Origin of the sequence: Burkholderia seminalis (assembly GCF_001718535.1) — a bacterium.
GTDB classification, from domain to species: Bacteria; Pseudomonadota; Gammaproteobacteria; order Burkholderiales; family Burkholderiaceae; genus Burkholderia; species Burkholderia seminalis.
Genome location: NZ_CP013399.1, coordinates 75,059 through 99,805 on the forward strand (window position 1 = coordinate 75,059; position 24,747 = coordinate 99,805).

A 24,747-nucleotide genomic window follows, 5' to 3' on the forward strand; every position below is an offset into this window, starting at 1 on the left:
GGGATCCGCGTGCCGGCCGGGCGAGCCGGAGGATGCCGTTCATGATCGCGAATCCCGCGCGCCCGGCCGTGCCGCTAGCGCCCGGACGACGCGGGATCCAGCTGCGCGACGAACGCGACGATGCCGGCAACCAGCGCGACGGCCGCGTACGGAACGACCCGCGAGTCGATCAGCATCGCGTGCACGACGCCCAGCAGCGACGCGAGCGCGACGAACACGCAGAGCGTCGCGAGCGCGCTTCGGTATGGCAGACCCATCATGACGTTCTCCCGGGAGGCGGCCGCCGCGGATTGCGCAACACATGGCCCCATGATCGCGTGCCGCGCGCCCGCCCGCTTGATCTGTATCAACGGACGAATCCCGACGTCGCGGGGGCGACGCCCCGATCACGCCATCTGGCCGATCGTCTTGCGGAACCGCGTCAACGACAGCAGGAACAGCACGCAGCCGATCGCGAACAGCGCCGCGAACTGGGCCCACACCGCATCGAGCCCCGCACCGCGATACAGGATGCGCTGCGCGAGTTCGACGAAATGGGTGGTCGGCGCGGCCAGCATGATGTCCTGCACGACGGGCGGCATGCTCTCGCGCGGCGTCAGTCCGCCCGACAGCAGTTGCAGCGGCAGCAGCACCAGCACGAGCAGCATGCCGAACTGCGGCATGCTGCGCACGAGCGTTGCGAGGAAGATCCCCATCGACGTCGTCGCGAACAGGTGCAACGCCATCCCGGCCACGAACAGCGGCACGGACCCGGGAATCGGCACGTGCAGCGCGCCGCCCACGACGAACGTCAGCGAAGCGACGGCCGCCACCGTGACGACGAGCCCCATCGACCAGACCTTCGCGAGCATGATTTCGGCCGCGGTGACCGGCATGACGAGCAGATGCTCGATCGTGCCGTGCTCGCGCTCGCGAATCAGTGCGGCCCCGGTGAGGATCATCGACAGCATCGTCACGTTGTTGATCAGCTCCATCAGCGCGCCGAACCAGACTTCGTCGAGATTCGGGTTGAAGCGCATCCGCATCGCGAGATCGACGGGCGGCAAGGACGTGCCGCGATGGCGGTGCACGAACGCATCGATCTCGCCCCCCACGATCTGCTGGACGTAACTGCCGCCGGTGAACGCCTGCGTCATGCGGGTCGCATCGACGTTGAGCTGGATCGTCGCGCGGCGGCCGGACAGCACGTCGCGCTGGAAGTCCGGCGGAATGTCGAGCGAGAACGTGTAGTCGCCGTTGTCGAGACCGCGATCGGCCGCGCCGGCGCCGACGATCGGCGGCGGCGCGAACTGCGGTGGAAAGAACGCCGCCGCGATGCGCGCCGACAGTGGCGACGCGTCCTCGTCGACGATCGCGATCGGCACCTTGTGCAGCGTTTCCGGGCGGGCGGTGGCGGCGACGTAGATCGATGCGCTGAACGTGTAGACGATCAGCGCGAGCAGGATCGGGTCGCGGGCGAGGCTCCACAGTTCCTTGATGCCGAGCCGGTAGATGACGAGCAGGCGTGACATGATCACCGCTCCTGCTTGCGCAGCAGGATGCCGGTCGCCACCATGATGACCGGCACGGCCGCGAGCATCGGCCAGAACTGGGACGACAGGTCGGCCAGCCCGAGCGCCTTGTTGTAGACGCCGCGGCTGATCGCGAGCATGTAGGTGGCCGGATAGGCGGTGCCGACCCACTTGCCGCTGCCCTCGAGCGACGACAGCGGCGTGAGCAGGCCCGAGAACTGCACGACGGGAATCAGCGTGCCGACGATCGTCATGAAGATCGCGGCGATCTGGCTGCGGGTGAACGTCGACGCGAACAGCCCGATACCGGTGGCCACGACATTGAAGATCAGCACCGCGGCCGCCAGCGTCGCGAAACTGCCCTTGATCCGCACGCCGAACACGACGTCGGCCAGCACGACCATCAGCAGGAAGTTCAGCATGGCGAGCATGACGTACGGCGCCTGCTTGCCGAGCAGGAATTCGGCCCGCGTGACGGGCGTCACGTACAGGTTGACGATCGAGCCGAGCTCGCGCTCCCGCACGACCGCGAGCGCGGTCAGCATCGCGGGCAGCATCAGCAGCAGCATCGGCATGATCGCGGGAATCATGGCCGGCAGGCTCTTGACGTCGGGGTTGTAGCGATAGCGGATCGCGATGTCGACGGCCGGCGCGAGCGACATGCCGAGCCGGCGCTTCGCCTGGTCGCGCAGCCAGTTCTCGTGCATGCCGGCCACGTAGCCGCGGATCGTTTCCGCGCGCATCGGCATCGCACCGTCGACCCATGCGCCGATCTCGACGCGGCGCCCGCGCGCGACGTCGCGAGCGAAACCGGGCGGGATCTCGATCGCGAGCGACAGCCGGCCGTTGCGCATGCGGCGCTCGATGTCGCGATCGTCGACGAGCGGCGCGCGCGGCACGAAGTAGCGGGAACCGGCGAGGTTCTGCGCATAGTCCTGGCTCAGGATCGACTGATCGCGGTCGAGCACCGCGAACGTCAGGTTGTCGACGTCGAGGCTGATCCCGATGCTGATCACGCACATCAGCACGAGCGAGCCGAACAGCGCCAGCGTCGCGCGCAACGGGTCGCGTCGCAGCTCCAGCACTTCGCGCCACAGATAACTGCCGGCGCGCGCCGGGCTGAACCACGCCGCCGCATGAGCGCCGCCGCCGGCACCGGCCGCCGCGGGCGGCGGGGCGAGCCAGCCGGCGTCGGACGGTGCGCCGTCCGCGGCGTCGGTACGCTGCGCGTCGCTCAGGTAGCCGATGAACGCCTCCTCGAGCGTGCCGGCGCCGCGCTGGCGGACCAGTTCGTCGGGCGCGGCGCTCGCCAGCACGCGGCCCGCGTGCATCAGCGAGATGCGGTCGCAACGGGCGGCCTCGTTCATGAAGTGCGTCGAAATGAAGATCGTGACCCGATCGTTGCGCGCGAGCGCGATCATCAAGCGCCAGAAGTCGTCCCGCGCCACCGGATCCACGCCTGACGTCGGTTCGTCCAGGATCAGCAGGTCGGGCTTGTGGACCATCGCCACGGCAAGCGAGAGCCGCTGGCGTATGCCGAGCGGCAGGCGTTCGGGCAGCGCGTCGAGCACCTCGGCGAGCCCGAAGCGCCCGACCATTTCGGTGATCCGCGCGGGCAGGTCCGGTTCGGGCACGCCGAACAGGCGCGCATGCAGCACGAGGTTCTGCCGGACGGTCAGTTCGCCGTACAGCGAAAACCCCTGCGACATGTAGCCGACCCGCCTGCGCGTGTCGATGTCGTTCGCGGCGACCGGCCGGCCGAACAGCGTCGCCGTGCCTTCGGACGCGGCGAGCAAGCCCGTGAGCATCTTCATCGTCGTCGATTTGCCGCAGCCGTTGGAGCCGAGAAACCCGAAGATTTCGCCGCGCCGGATCTTCAGGCTCACGTGGTCCACCGCGACGAAATCGCCGAAGCGCATCGTCAGCGCGTCGGCCTCGATCGCGTAGTCGGCGGCCGCGCCAGGCTCGAACGGCGTCGGCCGGACCGGCTGGTGCCCGTGCCGCCGCGCTTCCGGCAGCAGCGCGACGAACGCGTCTTCCAGCGTGTCGCAACCGGTGCGGGCGAGCAGCTCCGCGGGGCTGCCCGTCGCCAGCACGCGGCCGGCGTCCATCGCGATCAGCCGGTCGAACCGCCGTGCCTCGTCCATGTAGGCGGTTGCCACGAGCACGCTCATCGCAGGACGCGCGGCGCGGATTTGTTCGATCAGTTCCCAGAACTGGGCGCGCGACAGCGGGTCGACGCCGGTCGTCGGCTCGTCGAGGATCAGCAGGTCGGGATCGTGGATCAACGCGCAGCAGAGGCCGAGTTTCTGCTTCATGCCGCCGGACAGTTTGCCGGCAGGGCGGTCGAGAAACGCATGTAGGCCGGTGCTGTGCGTGAGTGCGTCGATGCGGCGGCGCCGCTCGGCCGCATCGTGGCCGAACAGTCTCGCGAAGAACTGCAGGTTTTCCTCGACCGACAGCGTCGCGTACAGGTTCCGGCCCAGGCCTTGCGGCATGTAGGCGATGCGCCGGCATACCCGCGCGCGATGGCGGCGCGACGACAGGTCGCCGTCGAGCGTCCAGACCCGGCCCTGCTGGATCGCCCGCGCGCCGGACACGAGCGCGAGCAGGCTCGACTTGCCGACACCGTCCGGCCCGATCAGCCCGATCATGCGGCCGGCCGGGATGTCGAGCGTCACGTCGTCCAGCGCGCACGTGGCGCCGTAGCGCAACGAGACACCCGACAGCCGGGCGACCATGCCCGATGGCGCGGACGCCGGCGGATCTTCCGCCGCGCCGGCCCCGGTGTCGACGGGCAACGTCGACTTCATTGCGGCACCTTGATCGCGAGGCGGGCCGGCCAGCCTGCGCCCGGATCGGTCTTCAGCCACGCGACGCCCGGCAGGCCGGTCTTGACGAGTTTCAGGTGGCGCTGCAGCAGGTCGCGGTCGATGCGTGCCTTGACCCGAAACATCAGCTTCTGCCGTTCGGTGGCCGTCTCGACCGTCTTCGGCGTGAATTGCGCGGTGCTCGACACGTACGACACGCGGGCCGGAATCACGTATTCCGGTGCCGCATCGAGCACGATCCGCACGTCGGCGCCGAGCGGCACCCTGCCGACGACCGTTTCGGGCAGGAAGAACGTCATGTAGACGTCGGACAGGTCGACGACATTGAGCACCTTGCCGCCCGCCGGCAGGACTTCACCGGATTCGGCGATGCGATACTGGACGCGCCCGTCGCGCGGCGACGTCAGCTCGCTGTCCGAGATGTCGGCCCGCACGCGTGCGACCGTCGCCTGCGCGGCCGTCACGGCCGAGCGCGCCGCGACGAGCTGCGCGCGGGTCGCGTCGATCCCGGCCTGGGCGGCGTCCACCTGGGCGCGCGCGGCATTCACGGTCGCTTTCAGGCTGCCCGCGCGGGCGCGATCGTCGTCGAGTTCCTGCAGCGACGACGCACCGTCCCGCGACAGCGTTTCGGAACGCGCGAGGCGTCGCATCGCGGCGTCCAACTCGCTTTCCCGCTGCACGACGAGCGCGGCGGCGGCGGCCTTGTCGCTGCGGCGCTGGGCCACCTGCGCGTCGATGCTCGCCGCGGTGTTCACGGCCTGCTGTTCCCGGGCCTGCGCCTCGTCGAGCTGGGCCTGCAGGACGACGACGTCCATGCGTGCCAGCGGTTGACCGGCCGTCACGAAGTCGCCTTCGTCGACGAGCATCGCGGTGACCCGTCCCGGCAGCTTGGTCGCGACGTCGATCTCGGTCGCCTCGATGCGGCCGTTGCCGCTGACGAGGCCCGCATCCGACTGTCCGTCGCGCCAGCGGGTCCACCCGTAATACGTGAGGCCGATCGCGAGCACGGCCGCACCGGCACCGATCAGAAGAGGGTGCTTGATGGTTTTCATTGTCGGGAACCCGAATCGGTGGAAAGGTGGTCCGGTGCGGCGGCGGTCTTGCCGGTATCGGTCGTTCCGCCGCCGAGCGCGCCGTACAGCGCGACGCGGCTTGACAGCAACGCGCGACGTGTCATGACCCATTGCTGCTCCGCGTTCATCAGGTCCCGTTGTGCATCGAGAACTTCGAGGAAGCGGGTGGCGCCGCTGTCGTAGCGCAGCTTCGCGAGGCGCGCCCGCTCCATCTGGGAGACGAGCGTGGCATGCTCGATCGCGACCTGATCGGCGAGCCAGTAGCGCGCGGCGAGGGCATCGGACACGTCGCGAAATGCGCGCTGCACGGTCTGCTCGTACTGCGCGAGGGCCTCGTCGCGCTGCGCGCGCGCGAGGGCGAGATTCGACCGGTTGCGGCCGCCGTCGACGAGCGGCAGCGTGACGTTCGGGATCACCGACCACACGCCCGCTCCGGACGACAGCAGGTCGTGCAGCGCGCTGCTTCCCGAACCGATCGCGCTCGTCAACGCGATGCGCGGGAAGAACGCCGCGCGGACCGCGCCGATATTCGCGCGCGTCGCCTGCAGTTCGTGCTCCGCGGCCATCACGTCCGGACGCCGGGTCAGCAGCGAGGCGGGCAGGCCCGGGGCGAGCGACGGCATCACGGCGCCGTCGTCGAGCGTGAGCGGCGTGTCCGCCCGCTCCGGCGTCGCGCCGACCAGCAATGCCAGCGCATCGGCAGCCGATGCACGCGCCTGCGCCAGCTGCGTGCCGAGCGACTCGGCCTGCTGCAGCAGGATCTCCGATTGCGTGAGGTCCAGGCGCGAGATCGCACCGGCCGCATGACGCAGCCGGAAAATCCGCAGCGACTCGCGTCGTGTATCGATCGTCGCGCGCGTCAGCGCGATCCGTTCATCGATCTCGCACAGGGTCAGGTAGGCGTTCGCGACGCCGGTGATCACGCTCAACGCCATCGCCTGCCGGGCTGCGTCGCTCGCGAGATAGCGCTGCAGCGCCGACGCCTTCAGGTTGCGCACGCGGCCCCAGAAATCGATCTCCCATTGCGTCTCGGCCAACTGGACCTCGTAGACCTGGCCGACGATCGGCGCGGGCGTCAGGAAGCCGCCGGGCGTGCGAAACCGCGCATAGGCCGCGCCGGCGCCGATCGTCGGCCACTGATCCGCGCCGCGGATGCCGTAGACGGCGCGCGCCTGTTCGACGCGGGCCACGGCGGCACGCAGATCGCGGTTGTTGGCGAGCGCCTGCTCGATCAACGCGCGCAGGCGTGCATCGACGAAGTAGTCTTGCCAGGCAGGCGGCGCTTGTGCAATGGCGGGGCCGCGAGCCGACGGATCGGGGAACGCGGCGGGGATCGGGGCGGCTGGACGTTCGTCGGGTGGCGCGAACGACAGGCATCCGGACAGCAGGGTCGCACCGGCGGCCAGCGCAACGAGACGCATGCGCCGCGCGAAGGCAGGCTGAAACAGCGGCGGAAGCGCGACGGCGCGCATGGGATCTCCCATCGGATACGCGAACACTGGATGACGCCGCCTTCATGGCGACGCCGCTTCGGGTTCACTTATATCCGACGATTGCCGCGCGCCCCCTTGATCTGCATCACTGCCGCTGTAATGCGTTTCGAGTGAACCCTCGCTTGACAGGCAAACGCCAGATCGTCCGGCCGATGCGCCATTTACAGGCGGTCGCCGGGCGCGAGATTCAGCAGCACGACGAACGACAGGATGCTCAGGATCAACGTGACGATCGAATACCTGAACACCCGTTCGTCGAACAGCATGCCGTGCACGATGCCGGCCAGCGATGCCAGCGCGATGAACACGCTCAGCGTCGCGAGTGCGATGCGGTACTGCTTTCGGTTCATGACGGTCTCCCGGGAAGCGGTTCTACCCTCTCGACGCGACCTGCCGGCGTTGTCGCGGCGTTCGCGGCGTCTCCGGTCATGATCGAGTCGCGCCGCGGCGCACCGTTGATCTGCATCAACAGACGAATTCAGCGGTGACGCATGCGCGCGCCGTGGCGGCAAGCCCGCGGTTGATTGATCCTCGTCAAGCCGCCGGCGCCGCCATGCGCGATGCTGAATCGGGTACGGCACGCTTCCGGTCGCACGCTTCGCGATCGGCACGCGCCCGGACGGGAGACCGACATGAAGTCCGATGCAGCACTCAAGCAGGATGTCGAGCAGGCGCTGTTCTGGAATCCGGCGATCGATGCGCGCCGGATCGACGTCGACGTACGCGACCGGATCGTGACGCTGCGCGGCACGGTCGACAGCTGGGCCCAGAAGCTCGAGGCGCAGAAAACCGCGCTGCATGTCGCGGATGCGCGCGCGCTGGTGCTCGAGCTGAACGTCGAGCCGCCGGAGGATGCCTGCGCCGACCACGAACTGGCGATCGCGATCACGTTCGCGCTCGGCTGGCAGGAGGCATTGCGCGATCACGCGATTCGCGTCGAGGTCGATCACGGCTGCGTGACGCTCGACGGCGAGGTCGATCATGCATACCAGAGCCGCGCAGCGGAAAAGATGGTGAGCCGGATGAAAGGCGTCGTCGGTGTCGCGAACCGCATTCGGGTGCGCGCCGACCATACGGTGCCCGACGTGGGCACCCGGATCGCCGAAGCGCTGGCCCGTCGCGCGCAGCGCGAATCCGCCGGGATCTCGATCGATGCGGACGACGGCATCGTCACGCTGACGGGCACGGTCGCGTCGCTGGCGGAACGACGCGCCGCGTGCGGCGCGGCGGCGTCGGTCAGGGGCGTGCGCGAGGTCGTCGACCGGTTGACCGTCGCGTGAGCGTCGCGCCCGTACGGTCCATTACCACGGAGAAGCAGCCATGAATCGCTCGCATTCCGGCCCCGGCCGCCACTATCTGCGCCGCGACAAGCGCATGCAACCGCACACGAAGGACAGTTACCGCGAGCCGAAACGGCCGCCGGGCGACCGGATCTGCGACGGATGCGGGGCCGTCTGCGATGCCGGCCGCTGGACCTGGTACGCGACGCCGCTCGACCGGCGTCAGCTCGAATGCCCGGCCTGCAAGCGCATGCGGGAAAACGCGCCGGCGGGCGAACTGGTGCTGCGCGGCGAATACATGCGCAAGCATCGCTCGGCGATCCTCGAACTGCTCGAGCGGCAAGCCGGTCTGGAAATGAGCGAGCACGCGCTCGAACGCATCATGGAGATCGAGCAATCCGGCGACACGCTCGTGATTCGAACCACCGGCGTGCACGTGGTGAGGCGCATGGGCGAGGCGCTGCTGCATGCGCATCACGGCGCGCTGGCGTTCAACTATCGCGACAGCGAGGACCTGCTGCGCGCGAGCTGGACGCGTGACGCGGCTTGAGCGGTCGCGAGTCCGGCGCACAGGCGCGACGTCATGAAGAAGCCATTCGACTACTCCGCGTTGCTGATCCCGATCGCGTTCGCCATCCTGATCGCCTATCAGTTGCTGATGGCCCAGCCGGCGACGACATCGATTTCGTACAGCGATTTTCATCGGCTGGTCGACGCGCGGCTCGTCGACGAGCTCGAAATCGGTCAGTCGTCGATCTCGGGTGCGCTGCGCATGCCTGAAGCCGGCGCGCTGCTGCCGGCTTCCGACGCGGTTGCCGTCAAGCAAGCCGGGCCGCCGTGGCGCTTCACGACGAACCGCGTCGGCGACGATCATCTGGTCGCCGCGCTGACCGCCGCCGGCATCCGCTATCGCGGGATGCCGGATTCGGGCTGGATCGCGACGCTCGCGACGTGGATGTTTCCGATGATCATGTTCTTGCTGGTATGGAACTTCATGATGCGGCGGCCGGGCGGGATGAGGGACCTGAGCGGCATGGGCAAAAGCCAGGCCCGCGTGTACGTGCAGCAGGAAACCGGCATCACGTTCGACGACATCGCGGGTATCGACGAGGCGAAGGCCGAGTTGCAGCAGATCGTCGCGTTCCTGCGCAGCCCCGAACGTTATCAGCGGCTCGGCGGCAAGATTCCGAAGGGCGTGCTGATCGTCGGCGCGCCGGGCACCGGCAAGACGCTGCTGGCACGTGCCGTTGCCGGCGAGGCGGGCGTGCCGTTCTTCACGATCAGCGGGTCGGCATTCGTCGAGATGTTCGTCGGCGTGGGCGCGGCCCGCGTGCGCGACCTGTTCGGGCAGGCGCAGCAGAAGGCACCGTGCATCGTGTTCATCGACGAACTGGACGCGCTCGGCAAGGCGCGCGGCGTCGGACTGATGTCGGGCAACGACGAGCGCGAACAGACGCTCAACCAGCTGCTCGTCGAGATGGACGGCTTTCAGGCGAATTCGGGCGTCATCATCATGGCCGCGACCAACCGGCCGGAGATCCTGGATCCGGCGCTGCTGCGCCCCGGACGGTTCGACCGCCACATCGCGATCGACCGGCCGGACCTGACCGGACGCAAGCAGATCCTGGCCGTGCATACGAAGCGCGTGAAACTCGCGCCGGAAGTCGACCTGGCCGAGCTGGCGTCGCGCACGCCGGGCTTCGTCGGCGCCGATCTCGCGAACGTCGTCAACGAAGCCGCGCTGCATGCGGCCGAACTCGGCAAGCCAGCGATCGGCATGGCCGACTTCGACGAGGCGATCGATCGCGCGATGACGGGCATGGAGCGCAAGAGCCGCGTGATGAACGAACAGGAGAAGCGGACCATCGCCTACCACGAGGCAGGGCACGCGCTCGTCGCGCAAAGCCGTGCGCACTGCGATCCGGTGAAGAAGGTGTCGATCATCCCGCGCGGCATCGCGGCGCTCGGCTATACGCAGCAAGTGCCGACCGAGGATCGCTACGTGCTGCGCCGGAGCGAACTGCTCGACCGGCTCGACGTGCTGCTGGGCGGCCGGGTGGCCGAGGAAATCGCGTTCGGCGACGTCTCGACCGGCGCGCAGAACGATCTCGAACGCGCGACCGCGCTGGCGCGGCACATGGTCATGCAGTACGGGATGAGCGACGCGATCGGCCTGATGACGCTCGACGACGCGGCATCGCCGGGCGGGGCGCCGGGCGTGTGGACGCCGGGCGACGGTCGCTGCAGCGAGCACACGGCGCAACTGATCGACGGGGAAGTGCGCGCGCTGCTCGAGGACGCGCATGCGCGGGTTGCGGCGACGCTCGGCGCGCGTCGCGATGCGCTCGAACGGATCGCGCAGAGCCTGTTGCAGCACGAATCGATCGATCACGACAGGCTGGTGGCCCTCATGGGGCCGCCGGACGATGGCGACGGGGAGCACCGTCCGGCGCAAGCCGATACGGAAGCCGTCAACGACGTCTCCGCCTGAGCGATCGAGCGCCGGAGCGACGCCGGACGCCTGCCGTCGGCCATGGTGCCGGTCAACAGCTGATGCAGACGGCGTTGTCGCACGGTCGTGCCGCGTCATCCGCGACGACCGACGCAAGCTGAGGATCGGGGCGGAAGACGGTGATGCCCTTGAGCCGGTCGCGCCAGGCCTGGAAGAACAGCGCATCGACCTGGGCGAGCGAACACTGGCCGGGCATCGTGACGGTCTTCGAGATGCCGGCGTCGACGCACGGCTGCAATGCGGCGAGCATCGCGACGTGATCGGCCGGTGCGATATCCGCCGCCGTGACGAAGTAGTCCGGTAACGCGACGTGCTCGCCGTGCCGCTCGCGAAACAGCCGGTAAGCGTGATTCTCCACGCGAAACGGACGGATCCGCCCGTCCGCCGTGCGCACCATGCGGCGCTGCGTCCAGCCGACGGCCGGCTCGATCCCGTTCGAACAGTTGTCGCAGAAGGCGAGGCTCACGCTGCCGGCCGGCGCAAACGACAGCAGATGGCTGTTGCGCAGCCCGTGCCGCGCGATCGCGTGATGGACCTTCAGCGGCAGGCGCATGCGGTACGCGGGGCCGCTCAGATAGGCGGCCGGATCGTAGGCGGGAAATGCGCCGCGCTCGGCGGCAAGCGCAGCGGACGCGGCAAACGCATGCTCGCGCATCGTCCGCGCGATGCCGGCCGCCACCGTACGCGCGTCGATGCTGTCGTAGCGCAACCGCAGCATCGTCAGCGCGTCGCCCAGCCCGGTGACGCCCACGCCGACGCGCCGCATCCGGCGCGCCTCCCGTTCATGCGCCGCGAGCGGCCACGCGGTCAGGTCGAGCACGTTGTCGAGCAGGCGCACCTGGATGTGCACCGCGTCGGCGAGCGCCGCGGCATCGAAGCGCGGTTTGCCGTCGACACCGAACGGGTGAGAGACGAACCGCGACAGGTCGATCGGTCCGAGCACGCAACCGCCGTAGGACGGCAGCGGCTGCTCGCCGCACGGATTCGTCGCGTCGATCCGCTCGTGCGCGCGCATCGGATTCGCCTCGCGGATCGTGTCCAGAAACAGCAACCCGGGTTCGGCGCTGTCGCGTGCGGCATGGACGATCTCGTGCCAGAGCGCGCGGGCCGGCACCGTTGCATGAAGATAGCGCCCATCCAGCCGCCGGATCGATGCACCGGATGCGGCGCGGGGCGGCGCGTGATGAACGAGCGCCCAGGGCAGATCGTGCGCGACCGCTTCCATGAACGCGTCCGTGATGCCGACCGACAGGTTGAACGTCGGCCAGCGCATGCGTGCGCGCTTGGCGGCGACGAACGCGAGGAGATCCGGATGATCGCAGCGCAGCACGCCCATTTGCGCGCCGCGGCGCGGGCCGGTGAACGGCAGGGCGCCGCACATGGCATCGAAGCGGTCGATGGCCGCGCATGCCCCTCGTTCGGCTGACAGGCGCCGTTCGTACGCACCGGCGGGCGGCACCGGCGAGAAGTCGTAGCCGATTCCGCCCCCCATCAACAGCGTGAGCCGCGCGTCGTCGAGCGCCTGCTCGAGCGCGGCGTCGACGGTCTGCACCGGCCGGTCGGGCGACACGGCAAGCGGATGGACGAAGCAGTTGATCATCGTCCCGCCCGTCCGCGCGCCGGCGTTCGCCAGGATGCGGCCGGCGCCGATCGCGCCGTGCTGCAGGTTCCGGAAGAACGCCTGCTCCATCTGCGCACGCAATCCGGTCGGCTCGGCGAGCGACAGCGCATGCGCGACCCGACGGAAGACGGCCGCGCGAGACGTTTCGCCGGGCTGCGCATAACGTTCGGCGAACACGGTGGTGCAAAGCGGCTGCTCGTCCATGGCGGGGCTCGGCGACAACGAATGATTCAATGTAGGCGCCTGCCCGGCCGTGCCGTTGATCGAGCGCAACCGGGTGCTTTCGCGGCACCGCTTGATGGCGGTCAACGCCGTCGCCGGCGTCGGACGTAACGTGGAGCCACGCCGACATCCTGCGCGCCTGCCATCGACTACGAGCAACCTGCCATGACCGATATCGTGACCGTCACGCTGAATCCGGCCGTCGATGTCTCGACGTCGGTCGAGCACATCGTCGATACCCACAAGCTGCGCTGCGCACGGCCGCGGCGCGACCCCGGCGGCGGCGGGATCAACGTCGCCCGGACCGTTCACCGGCTCGGCGGCGACTGCGTCGCGTTGTACCTGGCCGGCGGGCCGACCGGCGACGTCTTGACGCTGCTGCTCGAAGCGGAGCGCCTGCCGGCGGTGCGCATCCGGATCGCGGGCGAGACGCGCGAGAACGTGTGCGTGACCGAGACCGCGACCGGACGCGAATACCGCTTCCTGATGCCCGGGCCGCCGGTCACGGAGGCCGAGTGGCGCGACTGCGCGGCCCGCATCGACGCCATGCAGCCCGCGCCGCGTTACCTCGTGCTGAGCGGCAGTCTGCCGCCCGGCGCGCCCGACGACCTGTATGCGACGCTCGCGCGAACGGCCCGGGCACGGGGAAGCAGGGTGGTCGTCGATGCGGCGGGCCGCGCGCTGCAAGCGGCCCTCGAGGCCGGCGTTCATCTCGTGAAACCCAGTCTCGGCGAACTGAGCGCGCTGGCCGGCGAACCGCTCGACGACACGTCGGCCTGCCGCAAGGCGAGCGAACTCGTGGCGCGAGGCCAGGCCGACATCGTCGCGTTGACGCTCGGTGCGCGCGGCGCCTGGGTCGTCACGCACGACCGCACGCTGCGCCTGCCCGCCAGGCCGACGGCGGTATGCAGCACGGTCGGCGCCGGCGACAGTTTCGTCGGCGGCATGGTCTGGGCGCTGGCGCGCGGCGTGCCGTTCGACGACGCGTGCCGCTACGCGCTGGCGGCATCGTCCGCGTCGGTCGAGCATCCGGGGACGGCGCTGTGCACCCGCGACGACATCGAGCGGATTCATGCCGAACTGGTTGCGCAGGCAAGCTGACGGTTCGCCGGCTCGACGCAAGCACGATCGCGTCGATGCGCGATCGATCATTGATCTGGCTCAGCGGTATTCGGGCCGCGATCGCGAAAAATGGGGCAGCCATTCCACGAGGTCCGCCATGGCCGTTCGCTCGATCGCCTGCCTGCTCCTGCTGTCGTGCGTGTCGGCGGTGTCGTCCGCCGACGTCGCAACCGTCGACTCGCCACCGCCGCGCGTGCTGATCCTCGTCTATCACCGGTTCGCCGCCACGCGCCTGGATTCGATGACGGTGCGTACCGAAACCTTTCGCCATCAGCTGCAGGCAATCGACGCGAACGGCTACCGCATCGTGCCGCTTGCCGACGTCGTGCGCTGGCACGGCGGCCAGGCCGATGCCGTGCCGGCGCGTGCGGTCGCGATCACGGTCGACGACGGTCATCGCTCCGTCTACGACGTGCTGCGTCCGTTGCTGGCCGCCCGTCCGATGCCGGTCACGCTGTTCATCTATCCGTCCGCCATCTCCAACGCCAGCTACGCGATGACATGGGACCAGCTGCGCACGCTCGGGCAGGCCGACGGGTTCGACATCGAGTCCCATACGTACTGGCATCCGAATTTCCACACCGAGCACGCCCGGCTCACGCCGGACGACTACCGGCGCTTCGTGTCGTTCCAGTTGAGCCGGTCACGAGATCGACTCGAGTCGGAAACCGGTAAGCCGGTGAGGCTGCTGGCCTGGCCGTTCGGCGTCCATGATGCGCAGACCGACCAGTTGGCCGCCCGTGAAGGCTACGTCGCGGCGTTCACGCTCGACGCGCGCCCCGTGCGCGTCACCGACCCGGCAATGGCGTTGCCGCGCTATCTGATGACGGACGACTGCGACACACGGTGCATGAACGGATTGTTGAGAACCGCCGGGGGAAGCCGTGATTGAACGCTTGATCGTCTGCCTGCTCGTATCGCTCACCGGCTTCGCCGCCCGGGCGGCGCCCGTCACGATCACCGTCGTCGATGCCACGAACGGGCAGCCGCTTGCGGGCGCGATCGGCCATGCGGCGGGCGCGAACCAGACCGCCGATCGCGACGGCGCGTTGTCACTGGAGATCGACGCGGCGGGGACACGCGTGAGCGTGCGGGCGCCCGGCTACGCGCGAACCGAAGTGACGCTCGCGCCCGCCGAGGGCACGCAGACGATCCGGATGACGCCGGTGCGTCCGAAAGCCGTGTATCTGTCCGCCTACGGCGTGGCGGACCACACGCTGCGCGACGCGGCGCTGTCCCTGCAGGACGAGACGGCGATCAACGCGCTCGTCGTCGACGTGAAGGGCGACAGCGGCGTGACGCCCTATCGCAGCCAGGCGCGCGACATCTCCGGTGCCGCGAGCAATACCGAAGGTGCCATCGTTCGTCCGCCCGATCTGCCGGACCTGTTGCGGACGTTCCACGCGCGCGGTCTTTACGTGATCGGCCGCATCGTCGTGTTCAAGGACGACCCGCTGGCGCGCGCGCATCCCGAGTGGGCCGTGCGCGACGCGGCGGGCGGGATCTGGCAGGACCGCGAGCATCAGCGCTGGATCGACCCGACGTCGCGGGCGGCCTGGCAACACAATTACGATATCGCCGAGGAGGCTGCCCGCATGGGTTTCGACGAAATCCAGTTCGACTACCTGCGTTTCCCCGACGCCAACGGTCTCCGGTTCGCCGAGCCCAATACCGAGGCCAACCGGGTCGCGGCGATCACCGGATTCCTGACCGGCGCGCGCGAACGGCTGCGGCCGTACAACCTCTACGTGTCGGCCGACATCTTCGGGTACGTCTGCTGGAACGCCGACGACACCGCGATCGGGCAGCGGCTCGACGCGCTCGGACCGGTCGTCGACTATGTGTCGCCGATGCTGTATCCGTCCGGCTTTACGTGGGGCCTGCCCGGCTGCCGGAAGCCGACCGAGCATCCCGGCGAGATCGTTGCGCGGTCGCTGGCCGAGGCGAAGCGCCGGACCGGCCTGGGCGGTGTCCGGTTTCGGCCGTGGCTCCAGGCGTTTCGCGACTATGCGTTCGATCGCCGGCCGTTCGATGCCGACGAGATCCGCGCACAGGTCGACGCGGCCGACGCGGCGGGCACGGACGGCTGGATGCTGTGGAACCCGCGCAATCGCTACGATCCTGCCGCGTTGCCGCGCTGAGCGGCACGGGCATGGCGGCGCGAACGTGCGAGAGACGAATCGATCATGCCGTGGAATGACGAACGTTATCCGCCTTCGATGCGGTATCTGCCGCCGCCGGTTCGCCGCAAGGCGATCGAGATGGCCAATGCGCTGCTGCGACAGGGGCGGACCGAGGGCAGCGCGATCCGCATCGCGATCGCGCAGGCGAAGCGTTGGGAGGATACGCGCGCCAACTTGCGCGGGCGCTCGCGCGGGTCAACGTGACGCGTGGCTGCACGACCGCCATGCCGTCAAAACTGGGCCGTACACCGCACCGGACATTCGCGCGCGGTCATCGCCGGATGCCACCGCGCGGCCAGCACGCAAGCGGCGAGCATGACGGCGACCGCGATGCCGTGCACCGGGTTGCGCAGGCACGACGCGACCTGCTCGCTTCTCCCCACACCGAACAGGCACCACAGGCAGAAGTGCTCGCAGTTGTTCGTGAGCAGCCGGTAGCGGCATTCGCCGAGGCGCGATGCCGCGCGGCGCGCTACCTCCGTTCCGTCGTACAGCGTGCGCGCGTGGCGGATGACCGCGAGCCCGAAACCGGCCCGGAAGCCGTCCAGCGTGACGACCTCGACCGGGCCGCCGCTCGCACGGCGCGACCATCCCGCGTAATGAATCACGTTGCCGTCGCCGATGTAGATCCCGTGATGCACGTAACCGGGGCGGCGGGTCGCGAGGTGCGCCCCGACCGGTGGTTCGCCATCCGGCATGGCGTCGTCGGCGTGTGCTGCGGTCGGATCCATCATCGCCAGCTCCTCGGTCCTGCGGCGGCGGGGTGGAAGAACCAGGCGCCGGCCGCGAAAGCATTGCGTCCTGTCACGTTTCCAGTATCGGCAGCGGCACCGCGCGGAACAATCAGCGTGGCCTGAGCTTGCTGTCCGACGTCGGGCCGCCGTGTCGGAAATTTCCGACGAGCCGTGCAATATCGGCTGACAGCCGTCACGGACGATTGCGCCGTCCGCATGCTGTTTCCCCGTGTTTTCGGGCCGGCCGCGCCTTCGGGCGGGTCGGGCGCGACGGCCGTCTCGCGCGGCCCGTCCCGCGCACCCGGTCTCGACAGGCATGCCCTTGACTTGAGTCAACGGGAAATCGACGTTCCGCGCGACGCTGACAGCGTCGTCGGCTCGCCCGAGCGACGTCACCGCACGCGCCCCGTTCCGCGACCGGACGGGCGGCATGGCAGCCCTGCGTGCTCGATCAGGAGAGTGAAGATGTGGACCGGAACCGTGAAGTGGCTGCTGCTGGCAGCCTGCCTGCTGAATCTCGTGGCGAACGCGCTGGCTGAAACGTCGCCCGAGCCGATCGTGCGCAACGGCGTCGCTTATGTCACCGGCGGCATCGGTCAGGACGAGGTCGCCGCGTTTCGCGACGTCGCACCGCGATACAACCTGCGGATCACGTTCGCCTCGAAGCGGGGCCATTATCTTTCCGATGTCGACGTCACGCTGTCGTCCGGCAAGTCGACGATGCTCGACGCGCATACGAGCGGGCCGTTCCTGTTCGCCCGCGTGCCGCCGGGGCGATATACGGTGTCCGCGCACGACCGGGGCGTTCAGGAGGTGCGGCACGTCGTCGTACCGGCGCGCGGCGCCGTCGACGTGCGCTTCTACTGGCACGACCCCGAACGGCAAGGGGCGATGCGTCTGTGTAGCGGGTGTGCCGGATCGCAGCAGCAACCAGCGCGCTAGCTGTACTTTCGATCGCGACCGGCGAAGCGGCAATGCGCGGCGTGCGCGCCGTCGGCGTCGCGGATTTCGGTGCCGAACGCGGTAGCGCCGATTTCGTCGGCACGAAGAAATGGATGCGGTGAAACCGGCTCGATCGCTACGGTCCCGCTGCGCCGCCGCGCTGACCGGCGCGCTGCTGTTCGCGCTTGCCCCGGCCGATGTGCGGGCGGAATCCGGCACGGCCGCGACGATCGACGAGGCGATCGCCGCCGAGATCGCCGACGGCCGTCTTGCCGGTGCGGTCGTCGTGACGGGCGCCGCCGCGCATCGCCCGGTGCTTGTGCTCGACCGCTCGGACCCGCTGGGCGGCGATACGTTCGGCGGCCCCGTGGCCGATGCCGGGCCGGCCACGTTCACCGGGTACTTCCCGTTGCCGCTTCAGCCCGGCATGACGCTCGGCGAACTGGCGCGGCTGTTCAACGACCGCCTGCATACCGGCGCGGCACTGACCGTGGTGCCGATGGCAAACTACGCCCGTGCGATGCGCTTCGACGACACCGGGCTCGGCCGGGTGCCGCCATCGCCGAACCTGCGCGATGACGCCGCGCTGTCGCTCTACCCGGAGACAGGGCTCGTCGAAGGGGCGGCGGTCAGCGTCGGGCGTGGCACCGCGACACCGTTCGGCGTGGTCGGCGCGCCGTGGATCGATGGGCGCGTCCTCACCGACGATCTTCGCGCGATGCGGCTGGACGCGACGTTCTCGCCAGTACGCTTCGTGCCGACGGAGGGGCCGCATCGCGGCAGGATAGGCGAAGGCGTGCGCATCGAACGGCCGCAGGGCCCGGCACGGCCGGGCGTGATCGGGCTGGCACTCGCGCTGGCGCTGCACCGGCGTTACCCGGCGCAGTTCCGGATCGACGCGATCCGCGCATCGATCGGCTCGCGCGAGGTGGCGGACATGCTGGAGACGGGGCGGTCGCTCGACGAGATGGAACGCGTGGTCGAGGCGCAAAACGCCGCTTTCGCGCGCGAGCGGGCGTCGTTCCTGCTGTATTGAGGCAGGAACGCCTGCCGCGGCATGGGCAGGCAAGTCTGCCTGCGATGTCAACCGGAGCTGCGCGGGCGATGGCCGCGCCGAAACGTCAACCGGTGTTCGTTGAAAAGCGCGCGCCAGTCGAGCTTCATCAACACGAACACGAGACCCAGCAACACCAGTTGCGTGACGACGAAGTATCCGCCGAGATAAGTGCCTTCAAGTTCGGATTCCACGTCGAGCCGGGTCGACGCGAAGCGGCCGAGATGCGCCCAGATCGCATAGGTCGTCGCGCGGCCGACGAAGAAGGCCGCCGCGATGATCCTGAGCGGCAACCCGGACAGTCCGTACGCAATGAACAGATAGTTCGACGGAAGCGGGCTCAACGCATAGAAGAAGAACGCGCCGGTGGTGAGCGTTCGGTGCCTTCTCAGCCAGCGTGCGGCGACGTCGATATTCTCGCGATCCGATTCCCGCATCCAGCGGGAGCGGACAAGCGATCGTGCGAAGGTCGCCAGAATCACGCGGCCGGTCGTTGCCGCGCCGGCCGCCACGATGGCAAAGATCAACGGATTGCCGTCCGGCAGGTTGAACCCGACCCACGACATCGCCATCCAGGTAGGCGGGGCGAACGCAGGCATGAGATTCAGCAGAAGAATCAGCAGAAAAAGTATAGCCAGCGTCAGCACGATTTCGATTCCAGGCCATCCGGTGTCCCGGTTCAATTTTGCTGACGAAAGGGGCCGGCGGCTTGACTCACGTCAAGCAACGCGCCGTGCCGGCATGTCGCGGGACGCGCATCGTGCTGACCCATGTCAACGGTCGAACCGCGGCGCTCCCTAGACTGATGTCACGCCGTCTGCAACCGGAACAGGATGCAGTGAACGCCTCCATGCACGGCGATCGGAACAATCGTCATGTCGCGCATTCCCTGGTCGATCGATCTTGCGTTGCTGATTCTGGCGGCCGTCACGCTCGCTGCAGGAGGCGCGTGCATCGCGTTCGGCCTGCCTTCGTTCGCGCGCGTCGTCTGGCTGCTGGGTGCGCTGCCGGTCTTGTTCGCGTTGACGGTATCCGTTGGCAGGGCCGTGGCGAGGCGGCAAGCCGGCATCGATGTGCTCGCGTGGCTCGCGATCGGTCTGGCGATCGCGCTCGACGAGACCCTGACTGCCGCGGTCATTGCCTTGATGCTGGCAAGCGGCCGGACGCTGGAGCGGTATGCGCAAGACCGCGCGCAACGCGAGATGACCGCGCTGCTCGCTCGCGCGCCTCGGCAGGCAACCCGGTTCGAGAACGGCGAATGGCGTTCCGTTGCCGTCGAGACCCTCGTTCCCGGTGACAGGTTGCTCGTACGAAGCGGCGAATGCGTGCCGGTCGACGGCACGTTGACGGATGACGCGGAACTCGACGAATCCATGCTGACGGGCGAGTCGTCCATCCAGCGGCGGCGCTCGGGGGAAAACGCATGCAGCGGCGCGGTCAACGCCGGTGCGCCGTTCGACATGGTTGCCCGCACGACGGCGGGCGACAGCACGTTTGCCGGTATCGTCCGCATGGTCGCCCGCGCGCAGCGCGAGCGCAGTCCGTCCGTGCGCCTCGCGGATCGATATGCCGCCTTCTTCGTGCTCGCGTCGCTGCTCGTCGCCGGCATCGCCTGGGTACTGACCGGGGACGTCACCCGTGCGCTCGCCGTGCTCGTCGTGGCCACGCCTTGTCCGTTGATCCTCGCCGTCCCGGTCGCCATCGTGTCGGGCATGTCGCGTTGTTCGAAGCGCGGCATCCTGGTCAAGGGCGGGGGCGCGCTGGAACGCCTCGCGCAAGCGACGATCCTGTTCTTCGACAAGACCGGGACGCTGACGGGAGGGCGGGCCCGCATCGTGGCGATCGAATGCGAGACGGACGTCGGGGCGGTCGAGGTGCTGCGTTTCGCGGCGTCATTGGGCCAGGCTTCGGGGCACGTGATTTCGGATGCGCTGACGGTTGCCGCACGGGAACGCCGGATCGATCTGTCGCCGCCGTCGGTCGTCGTGGAAACGGCGGGCGAGGGCGTGACGGGCCGGGTCGGCAACCGGACCGTCGCGATCGGCAAGTTCGGGTATGTGTCCGCCTGTTCGACGATCGCGCCGTGGAGCGACGCATTCCTCAAGCGGGTCGGCAACGAGGGCGGGGCTGCCGTGTTCGTCGGCGTCGACGGCATCATGATTGGCGCGATCCAGATGGCCGACCAGGTGCGGCTGGAAACGCCGCGGGCGTTGCGGCTGTTGAAACGAGAAGGCGTCGAGCGCCTCGTCATGCTCACCGGCGACCGGCGGGACATCGCCCACGCCGTCGGCGAGTTGCTGGGTGTCACCGACGTGCGTGCCGAGCAGACGCCGACGGACAAGCTCGTCGCGATTCAGGCCGCGCGCAAGGAGGGCGTGACGATCATGGTCGGCGACGGCGTGAACGACGCACCGGCGCTGGCGGCCGCCGACGTCGGTATCGCGATGGGGGCGCGGGGGGCGGCCGCGTCATCCGAAGCGGCCGACGTGGTCCTGCTGGTCGATCGGCTGGACCGACTCGTGGATGCGATCCGTATCGCACGACGGTCGCGCCGAATCGCACTCGAGAGCGTGGTGGCCGGCATGTCGCTGTCGGTCGTCGCGATGACGGTTGCGGCGGCCGGATTCCTGCAGCCGATTGCAGGCGCGGTGATTCAGGAAGTCATCGACGTCGTCGTCATCGTCAATGCGTTGCGCGTGTCGCTGGTTCGCCCGAGGCCGACGAACGCCCGGCTCGACGATGCCGACGTCGAGCGGCTCAGGCGCGAGCACACGGCATTGTCACCGTTGCTGGACCAGATCAGGGATCTCGCGGATCGCTTGCCGCGACTATCCGGGGCCGCCATCGCCAGCGAGCTGGTCCAGATGATCGACTCGCTCGACGAACGGCTGCTGCCGCACGAACGCGCCGACGATCGGGACGTCTACGCGCGCCTTGCCCCGCTTCTCGGCGGCGAGGACCCGCTGGCTGCGATGAGCGGTGCGCACCGGGAAATCTTCAAGATGGTCCGATCGCTCAGGCAGATGGTCGCGGACCTGCCGCGCGACGGCACGAACGCCATGCAGGTGCAGGCGATACAGCGCCTGTTGTACGGACTGGAAGCGATCGTGCGCCTGCATTGCGCCCAGGAGGAGGAGCTGTTCCACGCCGTCGGAGCGGATGCGTGACGGCGAAACGCATCACGCATGCGGCGCACTCACCAGAAGAACCGGCGTTTTCGCGATGCGTGCAACGCGTCCGGCCACGCTGCCGACGAGCCAGCCCGTGACGCCGCGCCGCCCATGGGTGCCCAGGACGATCAGGTCCGCATGCCATTCGAGCGCGTCTTGCACGATCAGGTGAGGCACGTCGGCACCGGTGCGATCCGTTCGAATCAGTTGCGACTGCGCGCGCCCGGCGGGTGGGCCGTCGAGCAGGGTCATGGCCTTTTTCAGTACGTGATTGCCTTCGCTGATCAACGCGCCTTCCAGCGTCTCGACGGGGACGAAATCACCCAGCGATGTCGGGCGATCGAGCACGTAGATCGCTCGACATTCGGTGTCGGGTCGCGAGAATTTCAACCCCGTTCGCAATGCGTGGAACGCAATCGCGCTTCCGTCGACGGCGAACACCATCCGCCGCGGCAGGTGCTCGGCAACCGACGCGAAACCGTCCGGAACGATCAGCAGCGGGCAGCCGACGAGCTTGCCGAGCGGGCCGGAAACCGTGCCTTCGATCCAGCCGAGCAGGCCGTGATGCTGACGTGTGCCGACGATCAGGAGGTCGGCCTGCCAGGCTTGTGCGCTGTCGGCCAACGCATCCACGACATCCCCGCCACGCGTGGCGAGGTCGATGACTTCCGTGTCGACGACGAGGTCGCCGCGATCCATTGCGGCTTTGGCGCGCGACACCGTATCAGATGCATCCCCCAGCAACTCGGCGCGCGCGGATTCGAGGAACGCCATGGTTTTCGATCCGAGCGGGACGAGCGTTCTCGGATTTTCCGCAACGCTAATGATGTGCACCGCTGCATTCGACGGGAGGAACGCTTTGGCATACGCGAGCGCGTGAGCGGATGCCGTCGAACCGTCGACGGCGATCAGCACCCGCTGGAGAGCGGGTACCGCGTGGAAGGGGGAAGTGCTGGTGCTCATGAATGTCTCCCGCGGGCAACCGGCGATCGTGCATATGCAATTTTTCGCACGGGCGGTCTTCACGGGTTTGACCTTCGTCAAGCCAAGGTTTTGCGGGCAGAAGGAAACATGAATCACATTGTTTTCGACCGCACGTATTTTTGTTCCTCGGCAAGTCATGTTCCGAAAACGGAATGGCTCGCTGTATCAACAGGCGGCCCGGTCTGATGCCGTGTTCGCTGTCGTCCGCTATATAGCGATCCGGGTCGAAGGAAAAACCGGTTTGAGCACCGTGAAAGTCCGAATCTGACACAGGCCGGGAAGATAAAGAAGCTGCTCGGCATGGAGTCGGTTGAAGCGTTCGCTACCGCGGGTGCACAGCACCATGAAGTAGTCGAACTCGCCGGTCACCACGTGGCATTCCACGCATCCGGATACGTTCTGGGCCGCTTTTTCAAACGCGGAAAAGGATTCGGGAGTCGGCCGATCCAGCACGACGCCGATGAGGACGACCATGCCTGTGTCGAGGGCAGGAGCGTTGAGCAACGCGACGATTCCTCGGATCAAACCCAGACTCTTGAGCCGTTCCACGCGGCGCAGACAGGCCGGCGCGCTCAAATTCACCTTCGCCGCCAGCGCAACGTTCGAGATCGATACGTCCTTCTGAAGGGCTCGCAGGATCGCTTTGTCCGTACGGTCAAGCGCGACGCGGCTCGCGTCATCGGGGTGAGATTTGTCGAGAAATTTTGTTGTCTATTTCATCGATTCAAAAAAATAACCATTCGTACGGATGGCGGAAATTGCATTTCAATGCACGACAACGAACGCATGTTTGCAAGCACGTTTCGTGGTCAATTAACTAGAATTTCATCGTGCCCGGTCGCCCTGACGACATCAGGCGTCGGAACCCACCGACCCATCTTTCGGAGAACTTCCGTGAACCTCGATCGCTTTCCTCGCCACAAGCTGACCTTCGGCCCCACCCCCATCCATGAGTTGCGCCGTCTCAGCACCGAGCTGGGTGGCAAGGTTCATCTCTATGCGAAACGCGAAGACTGCAACAGCGGTCTGGCGTTCGGCGGCAACAAGACGCGGAAGCTCGAGTACATCGTTCCGGACGTTCTGGCGAGCGGAGCCGACACGCTGGTATCGATCGGCGGCATCCAGTCGAACCAGACGCGTCAGGTCGCGGCAGTCGCGGCTCATCTTGGGCTGAAATGCGTGCTGGTTCAGGAAAATTGGGTCAACTACTCGGACGCCGTGTATGACCGCGTCGGCAATATTCAGATGTCTCGCATGATGGGCGCTGACGTTCGGCTGGTCAGCGACGGTTTTGACATCGGCATTCGTCCCAGCTGGGAAGACGCAATGGAGAGCGTTCGCAAGGCGGGAGGGAAGCCGTATCCGATCCCCGCTGGTTGTTCCGAGCATCGGCTCGGCGGCCTGGGGTTTGTCGGTTTCGCGGAGGAAGTTCGCGCCCAGGAAGCTGAACTCGGATTCAAGTTCGATTACATCGTCGTTTGTTCGGTGACCGGCAGTACGCAGGCCGGCATGGTCGTCGGGTTCGCGGCGGACGGACGCGCGGATCGCGTGATCGGGATCGATGCGTCGGCCAAACCCGAGCAGACGCGCGAGCAGATTCTACGCATCGCACGCCAAACCGCCGACCTCGTGGAACTCGATCGGCCGATCAAGGACGCGGATGTGGTGCTGGACACGCGCTACGGGGGCCCCGAATACGGCCTCCCGTCGGAAGGTACGCTCGAAGCGATTCGACTGAGCGCGAAGACCGAGGGGATGTTGACCGACCCGGTTTATGAAGGCAAGTCGATGCACGGGATGATCGATAAGGTGCGCCGGGGCGAGTTTCCGGAAGGGTCCCGGGTTTTGTATGCGCACCTCGGCGGCGTCCCCGCACTGAACGCCTACAGCTTCTTGTTCAAGAACGGTTAAGGCTTGGCTGCGTTCCGGCTGCAAGATGGAGTCGGAAGCGATGGACATACAGACAATTCGGTCTACCGACTGACGGTCTATTCGCGTCGCCCCTACGCGGGGCG

At 68.0% G+C, this 24,747-nt stretch carries 21 protein-coding genes and 1 pseudogene; 11 read left to right on the top strand and 11 right to left on the bottom strand.

Annotated features, from left to right (window positions below):
- Nucleotides 1-74: 74 nt before the first annotated feature.
- From WJ12_RS16240 to WJ12_RS16265, 6 genes are all read right to left on the bottom strand, one after another.
- On the bottom strand, nt 75-260 hold the full coding sequence (locus WJ12_RS16240) for a DUF2964 family protein (RefSeq protein WP_059560974.1): 186 nt from the start codon (nt 258-260) through the stop codon (nt 75-77).
- A gap of 126 nt (nt 261-386) precedes the next feature.
- The gene (locus WJ12_RS16245) at nt 387-1,511 is read right to left on the bottom strand and encodes an ABC transporter permease (RefSeq protein ID WP_059560977.1); all 1,125 of its coding nucleotides are present in this window, start codon (nt 1,509-1,511) and stop codon (nt 387-389) included.
- A 2-nt stretch (nt 1,512-1,513) separates the two neighbouring features.
- Nucleotides 1,514-4,324: a ribosome-associated ATPase/putative transporter RbbA gene (rbbA, locus tag WJ12_RS16250; protein WP_059560980.1), complete on the bottom strand. Its 2,811-nt coding sequence runs from the start codon at nt 4,322-4,324 to the stop codon at nt 1,514-1,516.
- Complete coding sequence (locus WJ12_RS16255; protein ID WP_034192130.1) at nt 4,321-5,394, bottom strand: HlyD family secretion protein; 1,074 nt, start codon at nt 5,392-5,394, stop codon at nt 4,321-4,323. Before WJ12_RS16255 ends, rbbA begins: the two co-directional genes overlap by 4 nt.
- Complete coding sequence (locus tag WJ12_RS16260) at nt 5,391-6,887, bottom strand: efflux transporter outer membrane subunit (protein WP_059560982.1); 1,497 nt, start codon at nt 6,885-6,887, stop codon at nt 5,391-5,393. Before WJ12_RS16260 ends, WJ12_RS16255 begins: the two co-directional genes overlap by 4 nt.
- Before the next feature lie 182 nt (nt 6,888-7,069).
- The gene (locus tag WJ12_RS16265) at nt 7,070-7,258 is read right to left on the bottom strand and encodes a DUF2964 family protein (RefSeq protein ID WP_034192132.1); all 189 of its coding nucleotides are present in this window, start codon (nt 7,256-7,258) and stop codon (nt 7,070-7,072) included.
- Nucleotides 7,259-7,540: 282 nt separating this feature from the next.
- On the opposite strand from WJ12_RS16265, the gene WJ12_RS16270 reads away from it, so the two are divergent.
- Genes WJ12_RS16270 through ftsH form a run of 3 tightly spaced genes read left to right on the top strand, consistent with a single transcriptional unit; the run spans nt 7,541 to nt 10,679 of the window.
- Nucleotides 7,541-8,188, top strand: coding sequence for a BON domain-containing protein (locus tag WJ12_RS16270; protein WP_034192133.1), 648 nt, complete (start codon nt 7,541-7,543; stop codon nt 8,186-8,188).
- A gap of 40 nt (nt 8,189-8,228) precedes the next feature.
- On the top strand, nt 8,229-8,738 hold the full coding sequence (locus WJ12_RS16275; protein WP_034192134.1) for a BCAM0308 family protein: 510 nt from the start codon (nt 8,229-8,231) through the stop codon (nt 8,736-8,738).
- 33 nt (nt 8,739-8,771) lie between these two features.
- Nucleotides 8,772-10,679 (top strand): ATP-dependent zinc metalloprotease FtsH, encoded by a 1,908-nt coding sequence (gene ftsH, locus WJ12_RS16280; RefSeq protein ID WP_059560984.1) that lies wholly within the window; start codon nt 8,772-8,774, stop codon nt 10,677-10,679.
- A gap of 52 nt (nt 10,680-10,731) precedes the next feature.
- Here the strand turns inward: ftsH and WJ12_RS16285 are convergent, their stop codons facing one another.
- Complete coding sequence (locus WJ12_RS16285) at nt 10,732-12,525, bottom strand: adenosylcobalamin-dependent ribonucleoside-diphosphate reductase (RefSeq protein ID WP_059560986.1); 1,794 nt, start codon at nt 12,523-12,525, stop codon at nt 10,732-10,734.
- Between the two features lie 183 nt (nt 12,526-12,708).
- Here WJ12_RS16285 and WJ12_RS16290 point away from each other — a divergent pair, with 183 nt between their 5' ends.
- From WJ12_RS16290 to WJ12_RS16305, 4 genes are all read left to right on the top strand, one after another.
- Nucleotides 12,709-13,644: a 1-phosphofructokinase family hexose kinase gene (locus WJ12_RS16290; RefSeq protein ID WP_059560988.1), complete on the top strand. Its 936-nt coding sequence runs from the start codon at nt 12,709-12,711 to the stop codon at nt 13,642-13,644.
- 118 nt (nt 13,645-13,762) lie between these two features.
- Nucleotides 13,763-14,557: a polysaccharide deacetylase family protein gene (locus tag WJ12_RS16295; protein WP_059560990.1), complete on the top strand. Its 795-nt coding sequence runs from the start codon at nt 13,763-13,765 to the stop codon at nt 14,555-14,557.
- On the top strand, nt 14,550-15,806 hold the full coding sequence (locus WJ12_RS16300; protein ID WP_069245747.1) for a putative glycoside hydrolase: 1,257 nt from the start codon (nt 14,550-14,552) through the stop codon (nt 15,804-15,806). The genes WJ12_RS16295 and WJ12_RS16300 overlap by 8 nt, the downstream gene beginning before the upstream one ends.
- Before the next feature lie 45 nt (nt 15,807-15,851).
- Nucleotides 15,852-16,052 carry a DUF2188 domain-containing protein gene (locus tag WJ12_RS16305; protein WP_059560995.1) on the top strand — a complete coding sequence of 67 codons (201 nt, stop codon included), beginning with the start codon at nt 15,852-15,854 and terminating at the stop codon, nt 16,050-16,052.
- 26 nt (nt 16,053-16,078) lie between these two features.
- Here the strand turns inward: WJ12_RS16305 and WJ12_RS16310 are convergent, their stop codons facing one another.
- Complete coding sequence (locus WJ12_RS16310) at nt 16,079-16,582, bottom strand: lecithin retinol acyltransferase family protein (RefSeq protein ID WP_059560997.1); 504 nt, start codon at nt 16,580-16,582, stop codon at nt 16,079-16,081.
- Nucleotides 16,583-17,047: 465 nt separating this feature from the next.
- Between WJ12_RS16310 and WJ12_RS16315 the strand changes: the two genes are divergently transcribed.
- Nucleotides 17,048-17,524, top strand: coding sequence for a hypothetical protein (locus WJ12_RS16315; protein WP_049032862.1), 477 nt, complete (start codon nt 17,048-17,050; stop codon nt 17,522-17,524).
- Between the two features lie 289 nt (nt 17,525-17,813).
- A pseudogene (locus WJ12_RS16320) lies at nt 17,814-18,560 on the top strand (exo-beta-N-acetylmuramidase NamZ domain-containing protein); the annotation flags it as partial.
- 47 nt (nt 18,561-18,607) lie between these two features.
- On the opposite strand, the gene WJ12_RS16325 reads toward WJ12_RS16320, so the two are convergent.
- A complete protein-coding gene (locus WJ12_RS16325) occupies nt 18,608-19,225 on the bottom strand; it encodes an SNARE-associated domain-containing protein (protein WP_059560999.1) in 618 nt (205 codons plus the stop codon).
- A gap of 228 nt (nt 19,226-19,453) precedes the next feature.
- Between WJ12_RS16325 and WJ12_RS16330 the strand changes: the two genes are divergently transcribed.
- Nucleotides 19,454-21,745 carry a heavy metal translocating P-type ATPase gene (locus tag WJ12_RS16330; protein WP_059561002.1) on the top strand — a complete coding sequence of 764 codons (2,292 nt, stop codon included), beginning with the start codon at nt 19,454-19,456 and terminating at the stop codon, nt 21,743-21,745.
- 12 nt (nt 21,746-21,757) lie between these two features.
- On the opposite strand, the gene WJ12_RS16335 is transcribed toward WJ12_RS16330, so the two are convergent.
- Both WJ12_RS16335 and WJ12_RS16340 read right to left on the bottom strand, forming a co-directional pair.
- A complete protein-coding gene (locus WJ12_RS16335) occupies nt 21,758-22,711 on the bottom strand; it encodes a universal stress protein (protein WP_059561004.1) in 954 nt (317 codons plus the stop codon).
- A 228-nt stretch (nt 22,712-22,939) separates the two neighbouring features.
- On the bottom strand, nt 22,940-23,371 hold the full coding sequence (locus WJ12_RS16340; protein WP_059561007.1) for an Lrp/AsnC family transcriptional regulator: 432 nt from the start codon (nt 23,369-23,371) through the stop codon (nt 22,940-22,942).
- Between the two features lie 255 nt (nt 23,372-23,626).
- Here WJ12_RS16340 and WJ12_RS16345 point away from each other — a divergent pair, with 255 nt between their 5' ends.
- Entirely contained in the window at nt 23,627-24,643 is a 1,017-nt protein-coding gene (locus tag WJ12_RS16345) for a 1-aminocyclopropane-1-carboxylate deaminase (protein WP_034192147.1), read from the top strand.
- Nucleotides 24,644-24,747: the final 104 nt, after the last annotated feature.